The following is a 17,357-nucleotide window of genomic DNA, read 5'->3' as shown; positions in this document are numbered from 1 at the left end:
GGCCGCCAACCTAGCGCGACGGCTCTCGGCCGGGGTCGGAGTACCGGGGCGGCGAGGGCGGGTCAGCGGGGTGACGGTGCCTCAGCGCACGGCCTCGTCCGGCCGGTCGACGGGGTCGACGGGGTCGGACGGGTCCACCGGTTCGCCCAGGGCCCCTTCCCGCGCGCCGTGCGGTCCGTCCTCGTCCAGCGGGGCGGCGGTGCCCGAGGGGTGCCCGGCCGACACGAGGACCCGTTGCACTCGGGGCCTGGTACGCCAGTTGACCCGCCGTACGTCCTGGGCCAGCGCGCCGGGGCGCCACACCTGGATCACGGCGGTCACGGTGCCCAGCACGATCCCGGCGGCCAGCCAGCCGGCCAGCACGTCGCTGGGCCAGTGCACGCCGAGCGCGACCCGGGTCCAGCCGATGGTCAGCACCGTCGCCGCGGCCACCAGGCAGGCGGCGGTCCGGCCGCGCCGGCGGACCCGGTACCAGAGCAGGCCGACCAGGACGGCGCAGGTGATCGCCGAGGCCATGGCGTGCCCGGAGGGGAAGGACGGCCCGCCGGCGTGCGAGACCGGATCGGTGAAGGAGGGGCGGGCGCGGTCGAAGGACAGCTTCAGCGCCCACAGGACGCCCCAGCCGACGAGGGCCTGGGCGGCCACCCAGCCGGCCAGCACCCGGGCGCCGATCAACCAGAGCCACCCGGCGGCGATTCCGAGAAGCGTACGCATCGTGACGGTGCCGCCGATGTCCGAGAGCGTCTGCACCGAGGCGGTCCAGATCCGGTGCTCCCGGGCGTAGGTGTGCAGTTCGCCGATCCACTCCTGGTCGAAGCGGGCGAGCGGGCGCCATTGGCCGGTGACCAGGGCCGCCAGCAGGCCGAACAGCGCGGCACAGCCCAGCGCGAGCGCGGCGTCCCGAAGGAGACTGCGATTACGCGCAGTGAGGATGGTCGTGCTGTTGGTCAGGTGCATGGCTGACACCTTCCCAGTGTCCCGTGCCGAGCAAGGGCCGGAGTGATAGCGATTCGGCATCGTTTGTGCGGAGGACCTGCGTGCGCCGGGGTGTGGGCTGGGACGGACGGCGGGGTGCGCGGGGAACGTCGGCGGCCGTTCGCGGGTTCAACGGGTGGGCGGTGGCCGCGTGAGGGTCGAGTGAAGAAATCACTCCCGGAGCGGTCACCCGATGACACGGGAAGTGCCCGACCGGTCACCCAGTGTCCAGAAGCGGGGTGAAAACCGGCAGGATACTGCATCGCCGGGAAGAATCTGAGTGACTTGGGAATGTTGTCCGGAATCTGTTCGTTGGATCGTTACGTGTGAGGCCCCGAGGGGCCCGCATTTCTTGCCCTCACGAGGCAGGCAGGCAGACCTCGGCAACACCAGCAAAGGGAGCAAGCATGGCCACCCGTGCCGTCGTTCGCGACAGGGCCGACCGGAGTCGCGCGGCCCGCCCGACCAACCTCGAGGCCGACCGCGATCTGGTCGGCATGTACCTCGACGAGATCGCCAGGACGCCCCTGCTCGATGCCGCCGAGGAGGTCGAGCTCTCGCTGCGGATCGAGGCCGGCGTGTACGCCCAGCACATGCTGGACGAGGGCGAACTCCCCGACGGCGTCACGCGCGAGGAGCTGGAGGCGATAGCCGCCGACGCCGAGCGCGCCAAGGACGTCTTCATCCGCTCCAACCTCCGGCTCGTGGTCGCCGTCGCCCGTCGCTACCCGCGCAGCGGCCTGCCGCTGCTGGACCTCATCCAGGAGGGCAACGCGGGCCTGGTGCGCGCCGTCGAGAAGTTCGACTACGCCAAGGGCTTCAAGTTCTCCACGTACGCGACGTGGTGGATCCGGCAGGCGATCACCCGGTCCATCGCCGACCAGTCCCGCACCATCCGGCTGCCCGTGCACCTGGTGGAGGAGCTCGGGCGGATCCGGCGGGTGCAGCGGGAGAAGTCCAAGGAGCTGGGCCGCGAGGCGGAGCCGGCCGAGATCGCGGCCGAGCTGGACACCACCGAGGCCCGGATCAAGGACGTGCTGGACTGGGCGCGCGACCCGGTCAGCCTCAACATGTCGGTCGACGACGAGGGCGAGACCCAGTTCGGCGACCTCGTCGAGGACACCGGGGCCACGTCCCCCGAGGACGCCGTGATGGTCATGCTCCGCCGCGAGGAACTGGACGGCCTGATCGGGCGGTTGGACGACCGCACCGCTTCGATCATCCGCTCCCGCTACGGGATGGAGGACGGCCGTGAGCGCACCCTCACCGAGGTGGGCAAGCAGCACGGCCTCACCCGCGAGCGGATCCGCCAGATCGAGAAGCACGCGCTGGCCGAGCTGAAGAAGATCGCGGACCACGCGGGCTTCGAAGCCGCCTGAGAGGCCGCCGGGAAAGCAGCCTGAGGAAGCCGCTTGAAAGGCCGCCGGGGAAGCCTCCCGGCAGGCTGCCTGGACCCGCCCTCATCGGGCCCTGGTGCGGAGCGCCCCGCACCGGGGCCCGAGGCGTGCCACGGGGCTCTTAGGCTGGAGGAAAGGGACGAGCGGACGGAGTGGACGGCGTGAGCGAGCAAGGGCAGGAAAAGGACCGGGAGCAGGGCGGGGAACAGGAGCAGGAGCTCCGGAAGGCCGCGGCCGTGAAGGCCCGGCTGGTCTTCCGGGACCCGTTGGACCAGCAGTCCGGGGACGACACCGACGCAGGCTGGGGCGGCCGCCCCGGGGCGGGGGAGAGCGGTGGACGGGGGCTGGACTGGTACCTGAGCCAGCGCCCGCCGCACCACGGGGACTGAGGAACGGGGACGGGGGAGCGGGGACCGGGGCCGAACGGCGCCCGCCGGTCAGCGCAGCGGCGCGACCAGCGCGTCGCGGATCTCGGTTAGCAGTTGGACCTCCTTGGCCTCGGCCTCCGCTGCCTCCTCGGCGAGGCTCTTGCGGTGGGCCGCCAGCCTGTTCATGGGCACGATCAGGGCGAAGTAGACGACCGCCGCGGTGATCAGGAACTGGAGCACGGCGCTGAGCACCGATCCCCACAGGATGAGGATCCCGGACGTGACCTCACCGGTCGGGCTCACCTCGCAGGGCCCCTTGAGGCAGGAACTGTAGGACGCGAGGTCCTTGGTCCCGAAGACGCCGACGATCGGATTGATCACGCCTTTGACGAAGGCGTTGACGATGTTGGTGAAAGCCGCGCCGATGACCACGGCGACGGCGAGTTCGACGACGTTTCCACGCAGCAGGAATTCCTTGAAGCCTTTCATGCCGCCTCGAACGACGAAGTCGCCTCCCGGTTACGGGTGATCTTCCGCAGCCCCGGACTGACAACCCGTCCGGCCCAGTGCGCCTCCCTGGGGCGGTGGCAGCCCGGCCCGCGCGGGCCCCAGTGCCAGCGCCGACGCCACCGCGAGCAGCACCAGGACGGGCACTGCGGCCCGCCGCCGCACCGCACTGCGCCAGCGGTGCCACCCGCCGCACCCGCGCCGGATCGGCGGGAAGCTCGGCAGCTCCTGCCGGGGCGGCACGGCGGGTGCGGGCAGTGGCAGCGGCAGGGGGAGGGAGAAGCTCGCGGTCGTCATCGACGCACCTCCGAGGTGTCGGCGGGCCGGCCCCTCGCGGACCGACCGGATGCCCACACGATGGGCGTTTCCGGCGAACTCGGAAAGCCCTTTCCCCAGGCCTGTGGACAACTCGCCCCTGTGGACAACTTCGTTCACTCGCCGGAGTGAGGTCGACCCCTCCGGGGTGACAGGGCGCCCGGGCGGGCATGCGAAAAGGCCCGCCGCCCCGCGTGGAAGCGGGGTCGACGGGCCTTTCCCTGGTCTACGGGCCGTCCGGGCCGATGGTGCCCGGCGCCGGGATCAGCTCGCGGCCGGAGCCGGGCTGGACGAGGTCGAGGAGCCGGAGCCCGACGACGTCGACGAGGAGGACGTGGACGCGGTGGACGACGTCGAGGGGGTCGACGACGACCCGGCGCCCACCGAGCTGCTGGAGGACGAACGGCTGTCGGTCCGGTAGAAGCCGGAGCCCTTGAACACGACGCCCACGGCCGAGAAGACCTTGCGGAGCCGTCCCTGGCAGTCGGGGCACGTGGTCAGCGCCTCGTCGGTGAACTTCTGCACCGCCTCCAGGCCGTTGCCGCACTCGGTGCACTGGTACTGGTACGTGGGCACTTGTCTTCCTCCTGGCACTCTCGCCTGATGAGTGCTAACGATGGTCAATGATGCGGCATTCCGCGGGATCAGTCCAGCGACCCCGGTGTGAGATCGGCCCCGGAGCACCCGTCGGCCGCCGTCGGCCCGGTTCCCGGACAACGCCCGCGCAGCCTCCGGCCGCCGTCGGCTCGGCCCCGGGCGGCCGGAGGCCCGGCCCCCGGCCGCCGCCCCGCTCAGCCCTCGGCGACACCCGCCAGCTGCATCGGACGCCCGCCTTCCGCGGTCCCCGCGGCGGCGGTCTCCTCGCCCCGCGGCGCCACCAGCAGGTGCCGCAGCGAGGCCAGCACGACCAGTCCGAGCCCGGCCCCGACCACCGGCACCAGGAACCCGGTGGAGGGCCCGTGCCCGTCGATCAGCCGGCCGGCCGCCATCGAGCCGACCGCCAGTCCCAGCCCGATGGCGCCGGTCAGCCAGGTGAAGGCCTCGGTCTTGGCCCCGTCCGCGACCAGCGTCTCGACCAGGGTGTAGCCGCTGATCAGGGTCGGCGCGATGGCCAGTCCGCAGACCAGCCCGGCGACGGTCAGCGCGACCAGGTTGGGCATCGCCCACAGCACCGAGCAGCCCAGTACCAGCAGCGCGTAGCTGAACAGCATCCGCTGCTGCACCGGCCGCCGCCAGGCGATCACGCCGTACAGCACGCCGGCCAGCATGGAGCCGCCGGCGAAGATCCCGTACACGGTGCCGCCGGCGTCGTGCTGCCCGACCGAGTCGGCGAAGGCGTTCACCGAGACCTGCATGCCGCCGAACACCGCGCCGACCCCGAGGAAGGTCCCGGCCAGCAGCCGGACGCCGGGGGAGGCGAGCGCCGAGGCGCGCCTGGTGCCGGGCTGCGGCACGATCCGGGCCGGGGCGGTGCCCCGCTGGGCGGCGAAGGCCAGGCCGCCGACGAGGGTCAGCGCGGCCTCGGCGACCAGGGCGGTGGCCGGGTTGGCGAGGGCGGCGATGCCGGAGGCCAGGATCGGGCCGATCACGAAGGTGAACTCGTCCGTCACGGACTCGAAGGCGAAGGCGGTGCTCACCCGGGCCGCGGAGGCGTCGGAGGCGCCGTCGGCGGTGAACCTGGCGACCCAGCGGGCCCGGACCATCGCGCCGACCTGCGGCACGCTCGCACCGGCCGGCACGGCGGCCAGGAACAGGCTCCAGGCGGGCGCGTGGCCGAGCGCGAGGGCGATCAGCACGCCGACCGAGACGGCGTGCACCAGCACGGTCGGGACGAGCACCGAGGCCTGGCCGTAGCGGTCGGCGAGCCGCCCGGTCTGCGGCCCGATCAGGGCCTGGGCGACGGCGGCGACCGCGGTGACCGTACCGGCGGTGCCGTACGAGCCGTGGGTCTGCGTGACGAGCAGCAGGATGCCCATGCTGAGCATCGCGTACGGCAGTCGCGCGACGAGGGCGGGGGACAGGAACGTCCAGGCCCCGGGTGTGCGCAGCAGCTCGCCGTACCCGACGCGGGCGGGGGCGGGAGCTGCGGGGGTGGCCGCGGGGTGCGCGGCGGTGTCGACCGTTCGGCGCGCCGTCACGGTCGGTCCTTCCTGCTGCCTGGTAGCGCGGCAGGGCATGGTGTGGCCCCGACGGCGCCGAGAGTCGTCCTCTCGCGCGTCGACCGGGGTAGATACCGGGTCGGTCCGGCGTGGTGGCCGGGGGCCGGACCGCGGCCGCCGAGCGGTCGCGCCAACTCTGCGTCAGGCAGATGCTGGGGTGGTCTAGCGGTGGTTATACGGCGTGGTCGAACCAGCATACAGTTACGCGCGTAGACACCGCCAGCCCACCCCGGCCCGCAGGCCCGCCAGGGCCCCGGACCAAGGCGGACCGAGGAGAGCCGGGGCGGGCCCGGCGCCCCTCACCGCCCGTTCAGCCACCCCGCGAGCTTGCCGCCCTTGTCCACGGCCCGCAGCCGCCGCTCGGCGGCCTCGCCGACCTCGTCCGTGGTGACCACCAGCAGCTCGTCGCCGGCCCGCAGCACCGTCGCCTTGTCCGGCACGAAGGAGTTCCCCTCGCGCACGACCAGGGTGACCGCGGCCCCCTTGGGCAGCCGCAGTTCGCTGATCTCCACGCCGGACATCTTCGAGGTGGGGGAGAGCGCGACCGACAGCAGGTGTCCGTGCAGCTTCTCCAGCGGGGCGGACTCGATGCCCAGGTCCTGGCCCATGTCGCCCTCGTCGATCCGCAGCCGCTTGGCCACCCAGGGCAGGGTCGGCCCCTGGAGCAGGGTGAAGACGACGACCAGGATGAAGACGATGTTGAAGACGTCCTCGGCCCGGTGCGCGCCGGACACCACCGGGATGGTGGCCAGCACGATGGGCACCGCCCCGCGCAGCCCGGCCCAGCTCAGCAGCGCCTGCTCGCGGGCCGGCACCTTGAAGGGGGTCAGCGAGACCATCACCGACAGCGGCCGGGCCAGGAACACCAGCACCCCGCCGATCACCAGCGCGGGCACCACCGCGTCGCCCATGGTCTCGGGCGTGACGAGCAGCCCGAGCAGCACGAACATGCCGATCTGCCCGATCCACGCGAGCCCGTCGGCGAAGCCGCGGACGGCCGGGCCGTGCGGCAGCTTGGAGTTCCCGAGGATCACCGCGCTGATGTAGACGGCGAGGAAGCCGGAGCCGTGCAGCAGCGCGCCGCCGGCGTACGCGAGCACGGTGAGCGCCATCACGGCGATCGGGTAGAGGCCCGAGGAGGGCAGGGCGACGTGCTTGAGCCCGTAGGCCCCTATCTTGCCGACGGCCAGGCCTATGACGGCGCCGATGGCCAGCTCGGCGACGATCGTGCCGATCAGGACGTACCAGGAGTCCAGTTCCCCGGTGGTGGCGAAGGCGACGACCAGGATGACCACGGGCGCGTCGTTGAAGCCGGACTCGGCCTCCAGCAGGCCGGTGAGCCGGTGCGGCAGCGGGACCATCCGCAGCACGGAGAAGACGGCGGCCGCGTCGGTCGAGGAGACGATGGCGCCGAGCAGCAGCGAGGTGCGCCAGTCCAGGCCGACCAGCCAGTGGGCGCCGGCCGCGGTGGCGAACACGCTGACGCCGACGCCGAGGGTGGCGAGCACGGTCGCGGCGGGCATCACGGGCTTGATCTCGCGCCAGCTGGTCTTGAGGCCGCCCTCGGCCAGGATCACCACGAGCGCCGCGTAGCCGAGCACCTGGGTGAGCTCCGCGTTGTTGAACGTGACACCGATCCCGTTCTGGCCCAGCGCCACGCCGATCCCCAGATAGATCAGCAGGCTGGGCAGCCCTGATCGGGTGGAGAGACGTACGGCGCCCACCGCGAACAGCAGGATCACGGAGGACTCGAGCAGGAGCTGGTTCAGATGGGAGATGTTCACGCAGGGGCACCTCGGGCAGGCAGGGGCGGACGGGGTGTCTGGTGGTGCTGTGGGGTGACCCGTTAAGAAGTCGTCAATGCTCCCCTTGCGGATCGTTACGCAGTCTAACATTTTGCCATATCTTTAGCTTGGTCCCCCGTTCACGGTGCCCGGCCGACTCGGCCTAATGTGGTGCCCTGTCACGGCCGCAGGCCCTGGACACGCCCGCCCGCCCCGAAGTCAGGACCGCAAGGACCCAGATGCCCCGCTCGAAGAAGTTCCGGCGCGCCCGTCTGATCGTGATCGTGCTGGTCGTGCTGTTGGTGGCCGGTGCCGGCTACGGCGGCTACCGCGGGGTCTCCGCGGTTCGCGCCTCCTTCCCGGAGGTCGACGGCAGCGTGAAGGTCGCGGGCCTGAGCGCGCCCGTCGACGTCAAGCGGGACGCGAACGGCATCCCGCAGCTGTACGCCGACACCGACGAGGACCTGTTCCGCGCCCAGGGCTACGTCCAGGCGCAGGACCGCTTCTGGGAGATGGACGTCCGCCGGCACATCACCGCCGGCCGGCTCTCCGAGATGTTCGGCGACAGCCAGGTCGACACCGACACCTTCATCCGCACCATGGGCTGGCGGCAGGTGGCGCAGAAGGAGTTCGACACCAAGCTCTCGCCGGAGACCAAGAAGTACCTCCAGGCCTACTCGGACGGTGTGAACGCCTGGCTCTCCGAGCACCCCGGCGGCGCGAAGGCCTCGCTGGAGTACGGCCTGCTCGGCGTCGTCAACGGCGGCTACCGGCCCGAGCAGTGGTCCCCGGTCGACTCGGTGGCCTGGCTCAAGGCGATGGCCTGGAACCTCTCCGGGAACCTCCAGGAGGAGATCGACCGCTCGCTGCTGGCCCAGGACTTCGGCCCGGACAAGATCGCCGAGCTGTACCCGGACTACCCGTACGCCCGCAACGGCACCATCGTGAAGACCGGCGCGGTGACCGGCGACAACTACCGCCCCGCGGACGGCTCCCCGCAGTCCGGCACGCCCGCCGGAACGGCCGCCACCGCCCAGGGCGCGGCCACCACCAAGGCGATGCTGCAGAGCCTGACGGACCGGGTCGACGCGATGCCGCAGCTGCTCGGCCGCCCCGGCCAGGGCATCGGTTCCAACTCCTGGGTGGTCGCGGGCTCGCACACCACCACCGGCAAGCCGCTGCTGGCCAACGACCCGCACCTGGGCCCCGGCCTGCCCTCGGTCTGGTACCAGATGGGCCTGCACTGCCGGACCAGCTCCCCGGCCTGCCAGTTCGACGTCTCCGGCTTCACCTTCGCGGGCATGCCAGGCGTGGTCATCGGCCACAACAAGGACATCGCCTGGGGCTTCACCAACCTCGGCGCCGACGTCACCGACCTCTTCCTGGAGAAGGTCACCGGCCCGGAGACCTACCAGGTGGACGGCAAGGACGTGAAGTTCGACCTCCGCAAGGAGACCATCAAGGTCGCCGGCGGGGAGGACCGCACCATCACCGTCCGCACCACCCAGACCGGCGCCCCGCTCATCTCCGACCAGAGCACCGAGCAGCAGAACGTCGGCAAGTACGCCCCCAACGGCCCCTCCGCCCCGGACCGCGGCACCAGCGGCTACGGCGTCGCCCTGCAGTGGACGGCGCTCAGCCCCGGCAAGACCATGGACGCCGTCTTCGAGCTGGACAAGGCGAAGAACTGGGACGAGTTCCGCGCCGCCGCCAAGGACTTCACCGTCCCCGCGCAGAACCTGATCTACGCCGACGCCAAGAACATCGGCTACCAGGCCCCGGGCACCATCCCGGTCCGCGGCAAGGGCGACGGCACCCTCCCGGCGCTGGGCTGGGACTCCGCGTACCAGTGGAAGGACCCGATCCCCTTCAACGCGCTGCCGTGGAGCCTCAACCCCTCGGCCGGCTACATCGTCACCGCCAACCAGGCCGTGGTGGACCCGAGCTACAAGTACAACCTCACCAAGGACTGGGAGTACGGCACCCGCGCCAAGGAGATCACCGACCAGATCGAGGGCCTGCTCAAGAACAACGGCAAGATCTCGCCGGACGACATGCAGACCCTCCAGCTGGACAACACCAGCGTGATGGCCAAGACGCTGGTCCCGCTGCTGCTCAAGCAGCCGGTCAGCGACCCGTACGTGCGCGAGGCCCAGGACCTGCTGAAGGACTGGAACTTCCACCAGGACGCCGACTCGGCCGCCGCCGCCTACTACAACGGCGTCTGGCGCCAGCTGCTGATCCTCGCCTTCGGCCAGAAGTTCCCGGCCGACCTGCGGGCCAAGGACAACTGCCTGCTGGTCCGCCAGCAGGACGACCCCACCAAGCCGGACAGCGCCACCAAGATCGTCACCGAGTGCGGCACCCGGGAACCGGGCAAGGCCCAGCCGGACGGCGGCGACCGCTGGACCGAGGTCGTGCGCCAGCAGCTGGAGAAGCCCGACAGCTCGTGGTGGACGTACATCGACGACCAGCACAAGGAGCAGAAGGGCCTGGACAACCTGCTCCAGGAGGCGATGAAGAACGCCCGCCAGGAGCTGACCTCGCTGCTCAGCAAGGACGTCTCCACCTGGAGCTGGGGCCGCCTGCACAAGCTGGAGCTGCGCGAGCAGACCCTCGGCACCGACGACTCCTCGATCGCCTCCGGCGCGGTGCACAAGCTGCTCAACCGCGGCCCGTACCGGCTCTCCGGCGGCTCGGCGGCGGTCGACGCGGCCGGCTGGAACGCGGCGGCCGGCTACCAGGTGGACTGGATCCCGTCGATGCGCATGGTGGTCGACCTGAACGACCTCGACTCCTCGCGCTGGGTCAACGTCGGCGGCGCCTCCGGCCACGCCTTCCACGACAACTACAACGACCAGACCGACCTCTGGCTCAAGGGCAAGCTGCTGACCTGGGCCTACACGCCGGACGCGGTCGAGAAGGCCACCAAGCACAAGCTGGTGCTCACCACCGGCTGACGCCCGTACGGCCCGGACACCGGCGGCCCCGTTCCCCCCGAGGGAGCGGGGCCGCCGCCGTCTCACCCGAGCCGGCGCACCCCCGAGGGCAGCACCGCCAGGTCCACCGGCCGGTCGTGCGGTTCGGCCGGCACCCGCTCCAGCAGCTCGTGCTCGTACAGCAGCACCGCCAGCACCGGCCGCGCCCCCGCCCGCGCCAGCCGGGCCAGCACCCGGTCGTAGCTGCCGCCGCCCCGGCCCAGCCGCAGCCCGGAGCGGTCCACCGCCAGGCCCGGCAGCAGCACCACCGCCGCCTGCACGACCGCCTCCGGGCCGAGCCGCGGACCGACCGGCTCCAGCAGCCCGCGCCCGGCCGGGGCCAGCGCGTCCGGCCCCGCGTACGCGGCCCAGTCCAGGTCGTTGTCCGGCAGCAGCACCGGCAGCAGCACCCGCACCCCGCGCGCCCGCAGCGCGTCCAGCAGCGGCCGGGTCCCGGGCTCGGCGCCCACCGAGACGTACGCGGCCACCGTGGCGCCGGGGGCGGCCAGCTCCCCGGCGTGCCCGGCCAGCGCGTCGGCCGCCGCCGCCCGCTCCTCGGCGGCCAGTTCGCGCCGCCGCGACAACAGCCGTGTCCTCAGGCCGCTCTTCTCGTTGGGCATCCGATCCTCGTTCATCCGATCCTCCTGGCCTCCGCACCGCCGACGCGCAGAGCCTGACACGCGAAGGGGCACCCCCCATTGACCACCCCGCTGCTGGTCCAGGCCCTGGCCGCACTCGGCGTCCCCGCACTGGCCGGCGCCACCGCCCTCGGACTGCGCGGCCGCCGGGAGCGGGCCCGGGCCGCCGCCGGGGCGCAGCGGCTGCGCGGGCGGATCGCCGAACTCGAGGAGCGCTGCGCCGACCTGGAGCGCACCGCCTCCTGCGACCCGCTCACCGGCGTGTGGAACTACCGCCACCTCCAGCTCACCCTGGACCGGGAGATCGAACGGGCCCGCCGCGCCGAGCACACCGGACAGGCCGACGGCCCGCGCCCGCTCGCCGTGCTGATGCTCGCCATCAGCGGCTTCGACGCGGTCGTCGCCGAGCACGGCCGGGGCCGGGCGGGCGCGGTGCTGCGCGACCTCGCCCAGCGGCTCGCGATGGAGATCCGCCGGGCCGACACCCTCGGCCGCTACGGCGGCGAGGAGTTCCTGGTGGTGCTGCCGGACACCGGAGCCGAGGGCGCCGCACAGGTCGCCGAGCGGCTGGTCTGGTCGGTCCGCCGGCACCTGCTGCTGGACTGGTCCTCCGGCCCGCGCGAGTCCCGCCCCGCCGCCGGCAACGGCCTGACCGCCGCCGCCGGCATCGCCGTGCTGCCCGAGAACGGCACCCACGCCGCCGTCCTGCTGCGCGCCGCCGACACGGCGCTCGCCGCGGCCCGGGCGGCCGGCGGCGACTGCTGGCGGCTCTCGGCCCGGCCGCCCGGGGAGTCCGGGGAGCCCCGCGCCGACCGCTCCGAACAGGCCGCTCGCACGCCCGATCACGGAACGGATGCCGAACGTGACCGTACGGAAAAGGCGGGTAGTGTGTCGGCCTGTGTCGGCCGGGACCCGTTCGCCCAGCCGGTCGCGACCCATACGACTGCCACCGCGGCCGGGCCCAGCGACGTGCTGTCCTAGCCGTCCGCCCGTACTCGGCCGGGCGAAAACGTGCCTGAGTAAGGTGAACGCATGACGACGACCAACCCCCGAGTTCCGGTGACCAAGGCCGTGGTGCCCGCGGCCGGACTGGGCACCCGCTTCCTTCCGGCGACCAAGGCCACCCCGAAGGAGATGCTCCCGGTCGTCGACAAGCCGGCGATCCAGTACGTCGTCGAGGAGGCCTCCGCCGCGGGCCTGTCCGACATACTGATGGTCACCGGGCGCAACAAGCGGGCCCTGGAGGACCACTTCGACCGCGCCTACGAGCTGGAGGAGCTGCTGGTCCGCAAGGGCGACGAGCAGCGCCTGGCCCGGGTCCGCGAGTCCGTCGAGCTGGCCAACATGCACTACGTCCGCCAGGGCGACCCGAAGGGCCTCGGCCACGCCGTCTCGGTCGCCGAGCAGCACGTCGCCGGCCAGCCCTTCGCCGTCCTGCTCGGCGACGACCTGATCGACCCGCGCGACCCGCTGCTCTCCCGGATGATCGAGGTGCAGCAGCAGCTCGGCGGCTCGGTCGTCGCCCTGATGGAGGTCGACCCCTCCCAGATCCACCTCTACGGCTGCGCCGCCGTCAAGGCGAACGGCTTCGGCGAGGACGTCTTCCAGGTGACCGACCTGGTCGAGAAGCCCGAGCCCGGCGAGGCCCCGTCGAGCTACGCCGTGATCGGCCGCTACGTCCTCGACCCGCTGGTCTTCGACGTGCTGCGGGAGACCCCGCCCGGCCGCGGCGGCGAGATCCAACTGACCGACGCCCTGCGCGAGCTGACCAACCGCGAGGCGGCGGACGGCGGGCAGGTGCACGGCGTGCTCTTCAAGGGCCGCCGCTACGACACCGGCGACCGCGCCGACTACCTGCGCGCTATCGTCCGTCTGGCCGCCGAACGCGAGGACCTGGGCCCGGAGTTCCGCTCCTGGCTGCGGGAGTTCGTCGGCTCCGAGATGCAGGACTGACGCAGGACCACGACCGAGAGAGCGAGCCGCCGATGACCGGGTCCACCGAGCACAGCACCATGCCCAGCGCCTGCTGCGACGCCGGAGCGGACCCGGCCCCGGCGGCCCCCCGCCTCTGGACGGTGGACGAGCACCTCGCCGACGTGCTGGCCGCGGTCGGCCCGCTGCCCGCGATCGAGCTCCAGCTGCTGGAGGCCCGCGGCTGCCGGCTCGAGGAGGACGTGGTCGCCGACGGCGACCTGCCGCCCTTCGACAACAGCTCGATGGACGGCTACGCGGTCCGCACCGCCGACACCGAGGGCGCCACCGACACCTACCCGTCGGTGCTCTCGGTGGTCGGCGACATCGCGGCCGGTGCCGACGCGCTGCCCAGGGTCGGCCCCGGCCAGGCCGCCCGGATCATGACCGGCGCCCCGATGCCGCCCGGCGCCCAGGCCGTCGCCCCGGTCGAGTGGACCGACGGCGGCACCGGCACCGGGGTGGCCGCCGCCGCGATGACCGCGCCGGTCCCGGACGAGGAGGTCCGGGTGCTGCGCCCGGTCGCCGCGGGCGCGCACATCCGCCGCCGCGGCAGCGACGTCGCGTCCGGCGTCCGGGTGCTGGAGGCCGGCACCCGGCTCGGCCCCGCCCAGCTCGGCCTGCTCGCCGCGATCGGCCGGCCCACCGTGAAGGTCCGCCCCCGCCCCCGGGTCGTGGTGCTGTCCACCGGCAGCGAGCTGGTCCAGCCCGGCGAGCCGGTCGGCCCCGGGCAGATCGCCGACTCCAACAGCTTCGCCCTCACCGCGGCCGCCCAGGACGCCGGCGCCATCGCCTTCCGGGTCGGCGCCGTCCCGGACGACGCCGACCGGCTGCGCGCCGTCCTGGAGGACCAGCTCGGCCGGGCCGACCTGATCGTCACCAGCGGCGGGGTCAGCGTCGGCGCGTACGACGTGGTCAAGGAGGTCTTCGAGTCCTACGGCGGGGTCGACTTCCGGCGGCTGCGGATGCAGCCCGGCAAGCCGCAGGGCTTCGGCCGGATCGGCGGCGCGACCGGGGTGCCGCTGCTCGCCCTGCCCGGCAACCCGGTGAGCGCCTACATCTCCTTCGAGCTCTTCGTCCGCCCGGTCATCCGCACCATGCTCGGCGCCGCCGACGTGCACCGCCCGGTCGTCCGCGCGCTCTGCCCGTCCCCGCTGCGCTCCCCGGCCGGCCGCCGGCAGTTCCTGCGCGGCCGCTACTCGGCGGCCGACGGCACGGTCGAGCCGGTCGGCGGCGCCGGGTCGCACCTGGTGGGCGCGCTGGCCCGGGCCGACTGCCTGATCACCGTCCCCGAGGAGACCACCGAACTGCCGGCCGGCAGCGAGGTGGACGTGGTGTTGCTGGACGCCTGATCGGCCCCCGGGACCGGGGAACGGTACGGTAGCGCGGTATTCGACCTGCGCGCCCCTGGAGTTACCCGTGACGACACCTCCCCCCGGCGACCGCCTCACCCACGTCGACGACCAGGGCGCGGCCCGGATGGTCGACGTGACCGAGAAGGCCGCCACCGCGCGCACCGCCGTGGCGGCCGGCCGGGTGCGGGTCTCCCCGCAGGTGGTCCACCTGCTGCGCGGCGAGGGCGTGCCCAAGGGCGACGCCCTCGCGGTGGCCCGGATCGCCGGGATCATGGGCGCCAAGAAGACCCCGGAGCTGATCCCGCTCTGCCACCCGATCGCGGTCTCCGGCGTCAAGGTCGACCTCGCCGTCGCGGACGACGCGGTCGAGATCACCGCCACCGTGAAGACCGCCGACCGCACCGGCGTCGAGATGGAGGCGCTGACCGCCGTCGCGGTGGCCGGGCTGACCGTCGTCGACATGGTCAAGGCGGTGGACAAGGGCGCCACGATCGAGTCCGTCCGGGTGCTGAGCAAGACCGGCGGCAAGAGCGGCGACTGGTTCGCCCCGGAGGTGGCGCAGTGAGGGCCCTGGCGGTCACCGTCTCCAACCGGGCCTCGGCCGGGGTCTACGAGGACCGGGGCGGCCCGCTGCTGGTGGCCGGCCTGACCGCGATGGGCTTCACCGCCGACGGCCCCCGGGTCGTCCCGGACGGCGAGCCGGTGGAGGCCGTGCTGCGCGAGGCCGTCGCGGCCGGCTACGACGTGGTGCTGACCACCGGCGGCACCGGCATCTCGCCGATGGACCTCACCCCCGAGATGACCGCCCGGGTGATCGACCGCCAGGTCCCCGGCATCGCCGAGGCCGTCCGCGCGTACGGCCGGGAGAAGGTGCCGACCTCGGCGCTCTCCCGCGGGCTCGCCGGGCTCGCCGGACGTACCCTGATCGTCAACCTGCCGGGCTCGACCGGCGGCGTCAGGGACGGCCTCGCCGTCCTGGAGCCGCTGCTCGCCCACGCCGTCGACCAGCTCGGCGGCGGGGACCACCCCCGGACCGACGCCCCGGCACCCGGGGCTCCAGCATCCAGGAGAGGGCACTGAACGCCGGCTGGCCGGTAGAACTCCACGAGGGTGAGGTCGTGCTGCGCCCCATCCGGGCCCGCGACCAGCGCGAGTGGCAGGAGGTGAGCCGCCGCAACCGGGACTGGCTGCGCCGCTGGGAGGCCACCGTGCCGCCCGGCCCGGCGGGTCAGGCGGCCGGCGCCCGGCCGACCTACCGGCAGATGGTCCGCTTCCTGCGCGGCGAGGCCTCGGCCGGCCGGATGCTGCCCTTCGTCGTGGTCCACAAGGGCCAGCTGGTCGGCCAGTTGACCGTCGGCGGGATCACCTGGGGATCGATGTGCTCGGCGAACATCGGGTACTGGGTGGACGAGGAGGTGGCCGGCCGGGGCATCATCCCGACCGCCGTGGCCCTTTCGGTGAACTACTGCTTCCGCACGCTCGGACTGCACCGGATCGAGGTCTGCATCCGCCCGGAGAACGGCCCGAGCCGACGGGTGGTGGAAAAGCTCGGCTTCCGCTCGGAGGGAATCCGTCCGCGCTATCTCCACATCGACGGCGACTGGCGCGACCACCTCGTCTACGCGCTGACCGACGAGGAGGTCCCGGAGGGGATGCTGGAGCGCTGGCGCGCGCTCAGTTCCGGGCGCGGGACACGTAATTGAATGTATGTTCGAAAGAAATATCGATATGGCATCGTCGGGGCACCGGACCCGCACAAATAGCGGCAAAATAGTCGGAGAATCAGCTTGATCACACGACACGCCGCACCAAATTGCTGCCAGGCCTTCCCCAGCGCCCGTACGGTGTGAATCGTGAGCAGTAGCGGCCTTATCTACGCCGTCATCGTAGGGGCCTGGGCCGCCTATCTGGTGCCGATGTGGCTCCGCAGGCAGGACGAACTCAACGAGGCGCGCCCGACGGAACGCTTCAGCACCGCCATCCGCCTGCTGGCCGGGCGTTCGGGGCTGGAGCGGCGGGCAGCCCGGGCCCTGGGTGACGAACCGCGTGACGAGCAGAGCGACGACGGTCCTCCCGAACGGGACGAGACCGCCTCCGGCGACCCCGCACGGGAGCCCGAACCCCCGGTGCAGCGCCCGGCCGAGCGGCCGGGCCCCGAACCGCGGGTCGGCACCGAGCGCCGGGCGCGGCTGCTGGCCCGCCGGCGCCGGATGGTCACCGCCCTCTTCCTCTCCTTCGCGCTCGGCGCGGTGGTCGCCGCGGTGGCCGGACTCGCCTTCCTCTGGGTCCCGGCGGTCCCGGCGGTCCTCCTCACCCTGTACATCGGCCACCTGCGCCGGCTGGAGCGCCAGCGGTACGAGGTGAAGCTCGACCGGGTCCGGGCCGCCCAGGCCGCCGAGCGGCTGCGCAAGCGCGAGCAGCAGCGCGCCGAGGCCCGGCCGCCGGCCGGCGCCCCGGCCGAGGCCCCCGCCGCGGAGCCGGCCCCGGCCGCGCCCGCCGGGGAGCGGCCCGCGCGCCGTTCCCACCTGCGGCTGGCCGCCGACCCCGAGCAGGCCACCGTCTCGGTGCCCTCCGCCTCCGCGGTGGCCGAGGCGACCGAGCACGAGGAGTGGGTCGACGGCATGCGCGAGCGCGGCGCGGCCGGGCCGGACTCCTGGGAGCCGGTGCCCGTCCCGCTGCCGACCTACGTGACCGCCCCGGTCGCCCCCCGGGTCTCCCGCGGCCTCGACCTGTCGGCCCCCGGCACCTGGACCGCCGGGCGCCCCGCCGAGTCCCGCAAGACCCCGCTCTTCGACCAGTACGCCGAGTCCCAGGCTCCCGAGTCGCGCCCGCGCGCGGCCAACGAGTGACGGGGTCCGGGGGCCGGCCCCCGGACCGCCCGTACGCCGCGACGCACCCGCCTGATGCCGC

Annotated in this window: 17 protein-coding genes; 10 read left to right on the top strand and 7 right to left on the bottom strand. The window is 73.2% G+C overall.

Going from position 1 to position 17,357, the window contains the following annotated elements; all coding sequences use genetic code 11:
* Positions 1-81: 81 nt before the first annotated feature.
* On the bottom strand, positions 82-957 hold the full coding sequence (locus ACWDD9_RS30315; RefSeq protein ID WP_449813309.1) for a phosphatase PAP2 family protein: 876 nt from the start codon (positions 955-957) through the stop codon (positions 82-84).
* Between the two features lie 425 nt (positions 958-1,382).
* Between ACWDD9_RS30315 and ACWDD9_RS30310 the strand changes: the two genes are divergently transcribed.
* Both ACWDD9_RS30310 and ACWDD9_RS30305 read left to right on the top strand, forming a co-directional pair.
* Positions 1,383-2,354: a sigma-70 family RNA polymerase sigma factor gene (locus ACWDD9_RS30310; RefSeq protein WP_049654530.1), complete on the top strand. Its 972-nt coding sequence runs from the start codon at positions 1,383-1,385 to the stop codon at positions 2,352-2,354.
* Between the two features lie 179 nt (positions 2,355-2,533).
* Complete coding sequence (locus ACWDD9_RS30305) at positions 2,534-2,761, top strand: hypothetical protein (protein ID WP_049654534.1); 228 nt, start codon at positions 2,534-2,536, stop codon at positions 2,759-2,761.
* A gap of 48 nt (positions 2,762-2,809) precedes the next feature.
* Here ACWDD9_RS30305 and mscL read toward each other — a convergent pair whose 3' ends face one another.
* From mscL to ACWDD9_RS30280, 5 genes are all read right to left on the bottom strand, one after another.
* Positions 2,810-3,229 carry a large conductance mechanosensitive channel protein MscL gene (gene mscL / locus ACWDD9_RS30300; RefSeq protein ID WP_049654529.1) on the bottom strand — a complete coding sequence of 140 codons (420 nt, stop codon included), beginning with the start codon at positions 3,227-3,229 and terminating at the stop codon, positions 2,810-2,812.
* Between the two features lie 30 nt (positions 3,230-3,259).
* Complete coding sequence (locus tag ACWDD9_RS30295; RefSeq protein ID WP_147409151.1) at positions 3,260-3,544, bottom strand: hypothetical protein; 285 nt, start codon at positions 3,542-3,544, stop codon at positions 3,260-3,262.
* Positions 3,545-3,826: 282 nt separating this feature from the next.
* Positions 3,827-4,138, bottom strand: a complete 312-nt coding sequence (locus tag ACWDD9_RS30290; RefSeq protein WP_049654525.1) for an FmdB family zinc ribbon protein — start codon at positions 4,136-4,138, stop codon at positions 3,827-3,829.
* 215 nt (positions 4,139-4,353) lie between these two features.
* Entirely contained in the window at positions 4,354-5,700 is a 1,347-nt protein-coding gene (locus tag ACWDD9_RS30285) for an MFS transporter (protein WP_380718803.1), read from the bottom strand.
* 320 nt (positions 5,701-6,020) lie between these two features.
* Positions 6,021-7,505 (bottom strand): potassium/proton antiporter, encoded by a 1,485-nt coding sequence (locus tag ACWDD9_RS30280; protein WP_049654523.1) that lies wholly within the window; start codon positions 7,503-7,505, stop codon positions 6,021-6,023.
* A gap of 239 nt (positions 7,506-7,744) precedes the next feature.
* On the opposite strand from ACWDD9_RS30280, the gene ACWDD9_RS30275 reads away from it, so the two are divergent.
* Positions 7,745-10,465, top strand: a complete 2,721-nt coding sequence (locus ACWDD9_RS30275; RefSeq protein WP_049654521.1) for a penicillin acylase family protein — start codon at positions 7,745-7,747, stop codon at positions 10,463-10,465.
* A gap of 62 nt (positions 10,466-10,527) precedes the next feature.
* Here the strand turns inward: ACWDD9_RS30275 and ACWDD9_RS30270 are convergent, their stop codons facing one another.
* Entirely contained in the window at positions 10,528-11,118 is a 591-nt protein-coding gene (locus ACWDD9_RS30270; RefSeq protein WP_449813308.1) for a 5-formyltetrahydrofolate cyclo-ligase, read from the bottom strand.
* A 63-nt stretch (positions 11,119-11,181) separates the two neighbouring features.
* Between ACWDD9_RS30270 and ACWDD9_RS30265 the strand changes: the two genes are divergently transcribed.
* From ACWDD9_RS30265 to sepX, 7 genes are all read left to right on the top strand, one after another.
* Positions 11,182-12,102 (top strand): GGDEF domain-containing protein, encoded by a 921-nt coding sequence (locus tag ACWDD9_RS30265; RefSeq protein WP_074001263.1) that lies wholly within the window; start codon positions 11,182-11,184, stop codon positions 12,100-12,102.
* A gap of 51 nt (positions 12,103-12,153) precedes the next feature.
* On the top strand, positions 12,154-13,074 hold the full coding sequence (gene galU / locus ACWDD9_RS30260) for a UTP--glucose-1-phosphate uridylyltransferase GalU (protein WP_049660927.1): 921 nt from the start codon (positions 12,154-12,156) through the stop codon (positions 13,072-13,074).
* 59 nt (positions 13,075-13,133) lie between these two features.
* Positions 13,134-14,444 carry a molybdotransferase-like divisome protein Glp gene (gene glp / locus ACWDD9_RS30255; RefSeq protein ID WP_449813334.1) on the top strand — a complete coding sequence of 437 codons (1,311 nt, stop codon included), beginning with the start codon at positions 13,134-13,136 and terminating at the stop codon, positions 14,442-14,444.
* Positions 14,445-14,571: 127 nt separating this feature from the next.
* Entirely contained in the window at positions 14,572-15,012 is a 441-nt protein-coding gene (gene moaC, locus ACWDD9_RS30250; protein WP_380745086.1) for a cyclic pyranopterin monophosphate synthase MoaC, read from the top strand.
* Positions 15,009-15,527 carry a MogA/MoaB family molybdenum cofactor biosynthesis protein gene (locus tag ACWDD9_RS30245; RefSeq protein WP_049660037.1) on the top strand — a complete coding sequence of 173 codons (519 nt, stop codon included), beginning with the start codon at positions 15,009-15,011 and terminating at the stop codon, positions 15,525-15,527. Before moaC ends, ACWDD9_RS30245 begins: the two co-directional genes overlap by 4 nt.
* A 38-nt stretch (positions 15,528-15,565) precedes the next feature.
* On the top strand, positions 15,566-16,150 hold the full coding sequence (locus ACWDD9_RS30240; RefSeq protein WP_369808369.1) for a GNAT family N-acetyltransferase: 585 nt from the start codon (positions 15,566-15,568) through the stop codon (positions 16,148-16,150).
* Positions 16,151-16,300: 150 nt separating this feature from the next.
* On the top strand, positions 16,301-17,296 hold the full coding sequence (gene sepX, locus ACWDD9_RS30235) for a divisome protein SepX/GlpR (protein WP_449813307.1): 996 nt from the start codon (positions 16,301-16,303) through the stop codon (positions 17,294-17,296).
* Positions 17,297-17,357: the final 61 nt, after the last annotated feature.

It is taken from the genome of Kitasatospora sp. NPDC001119 (assembly GCF_053598475.1).
This window is presented reverse-complemented; position numbering and strand designations above follow the sequence as displayed.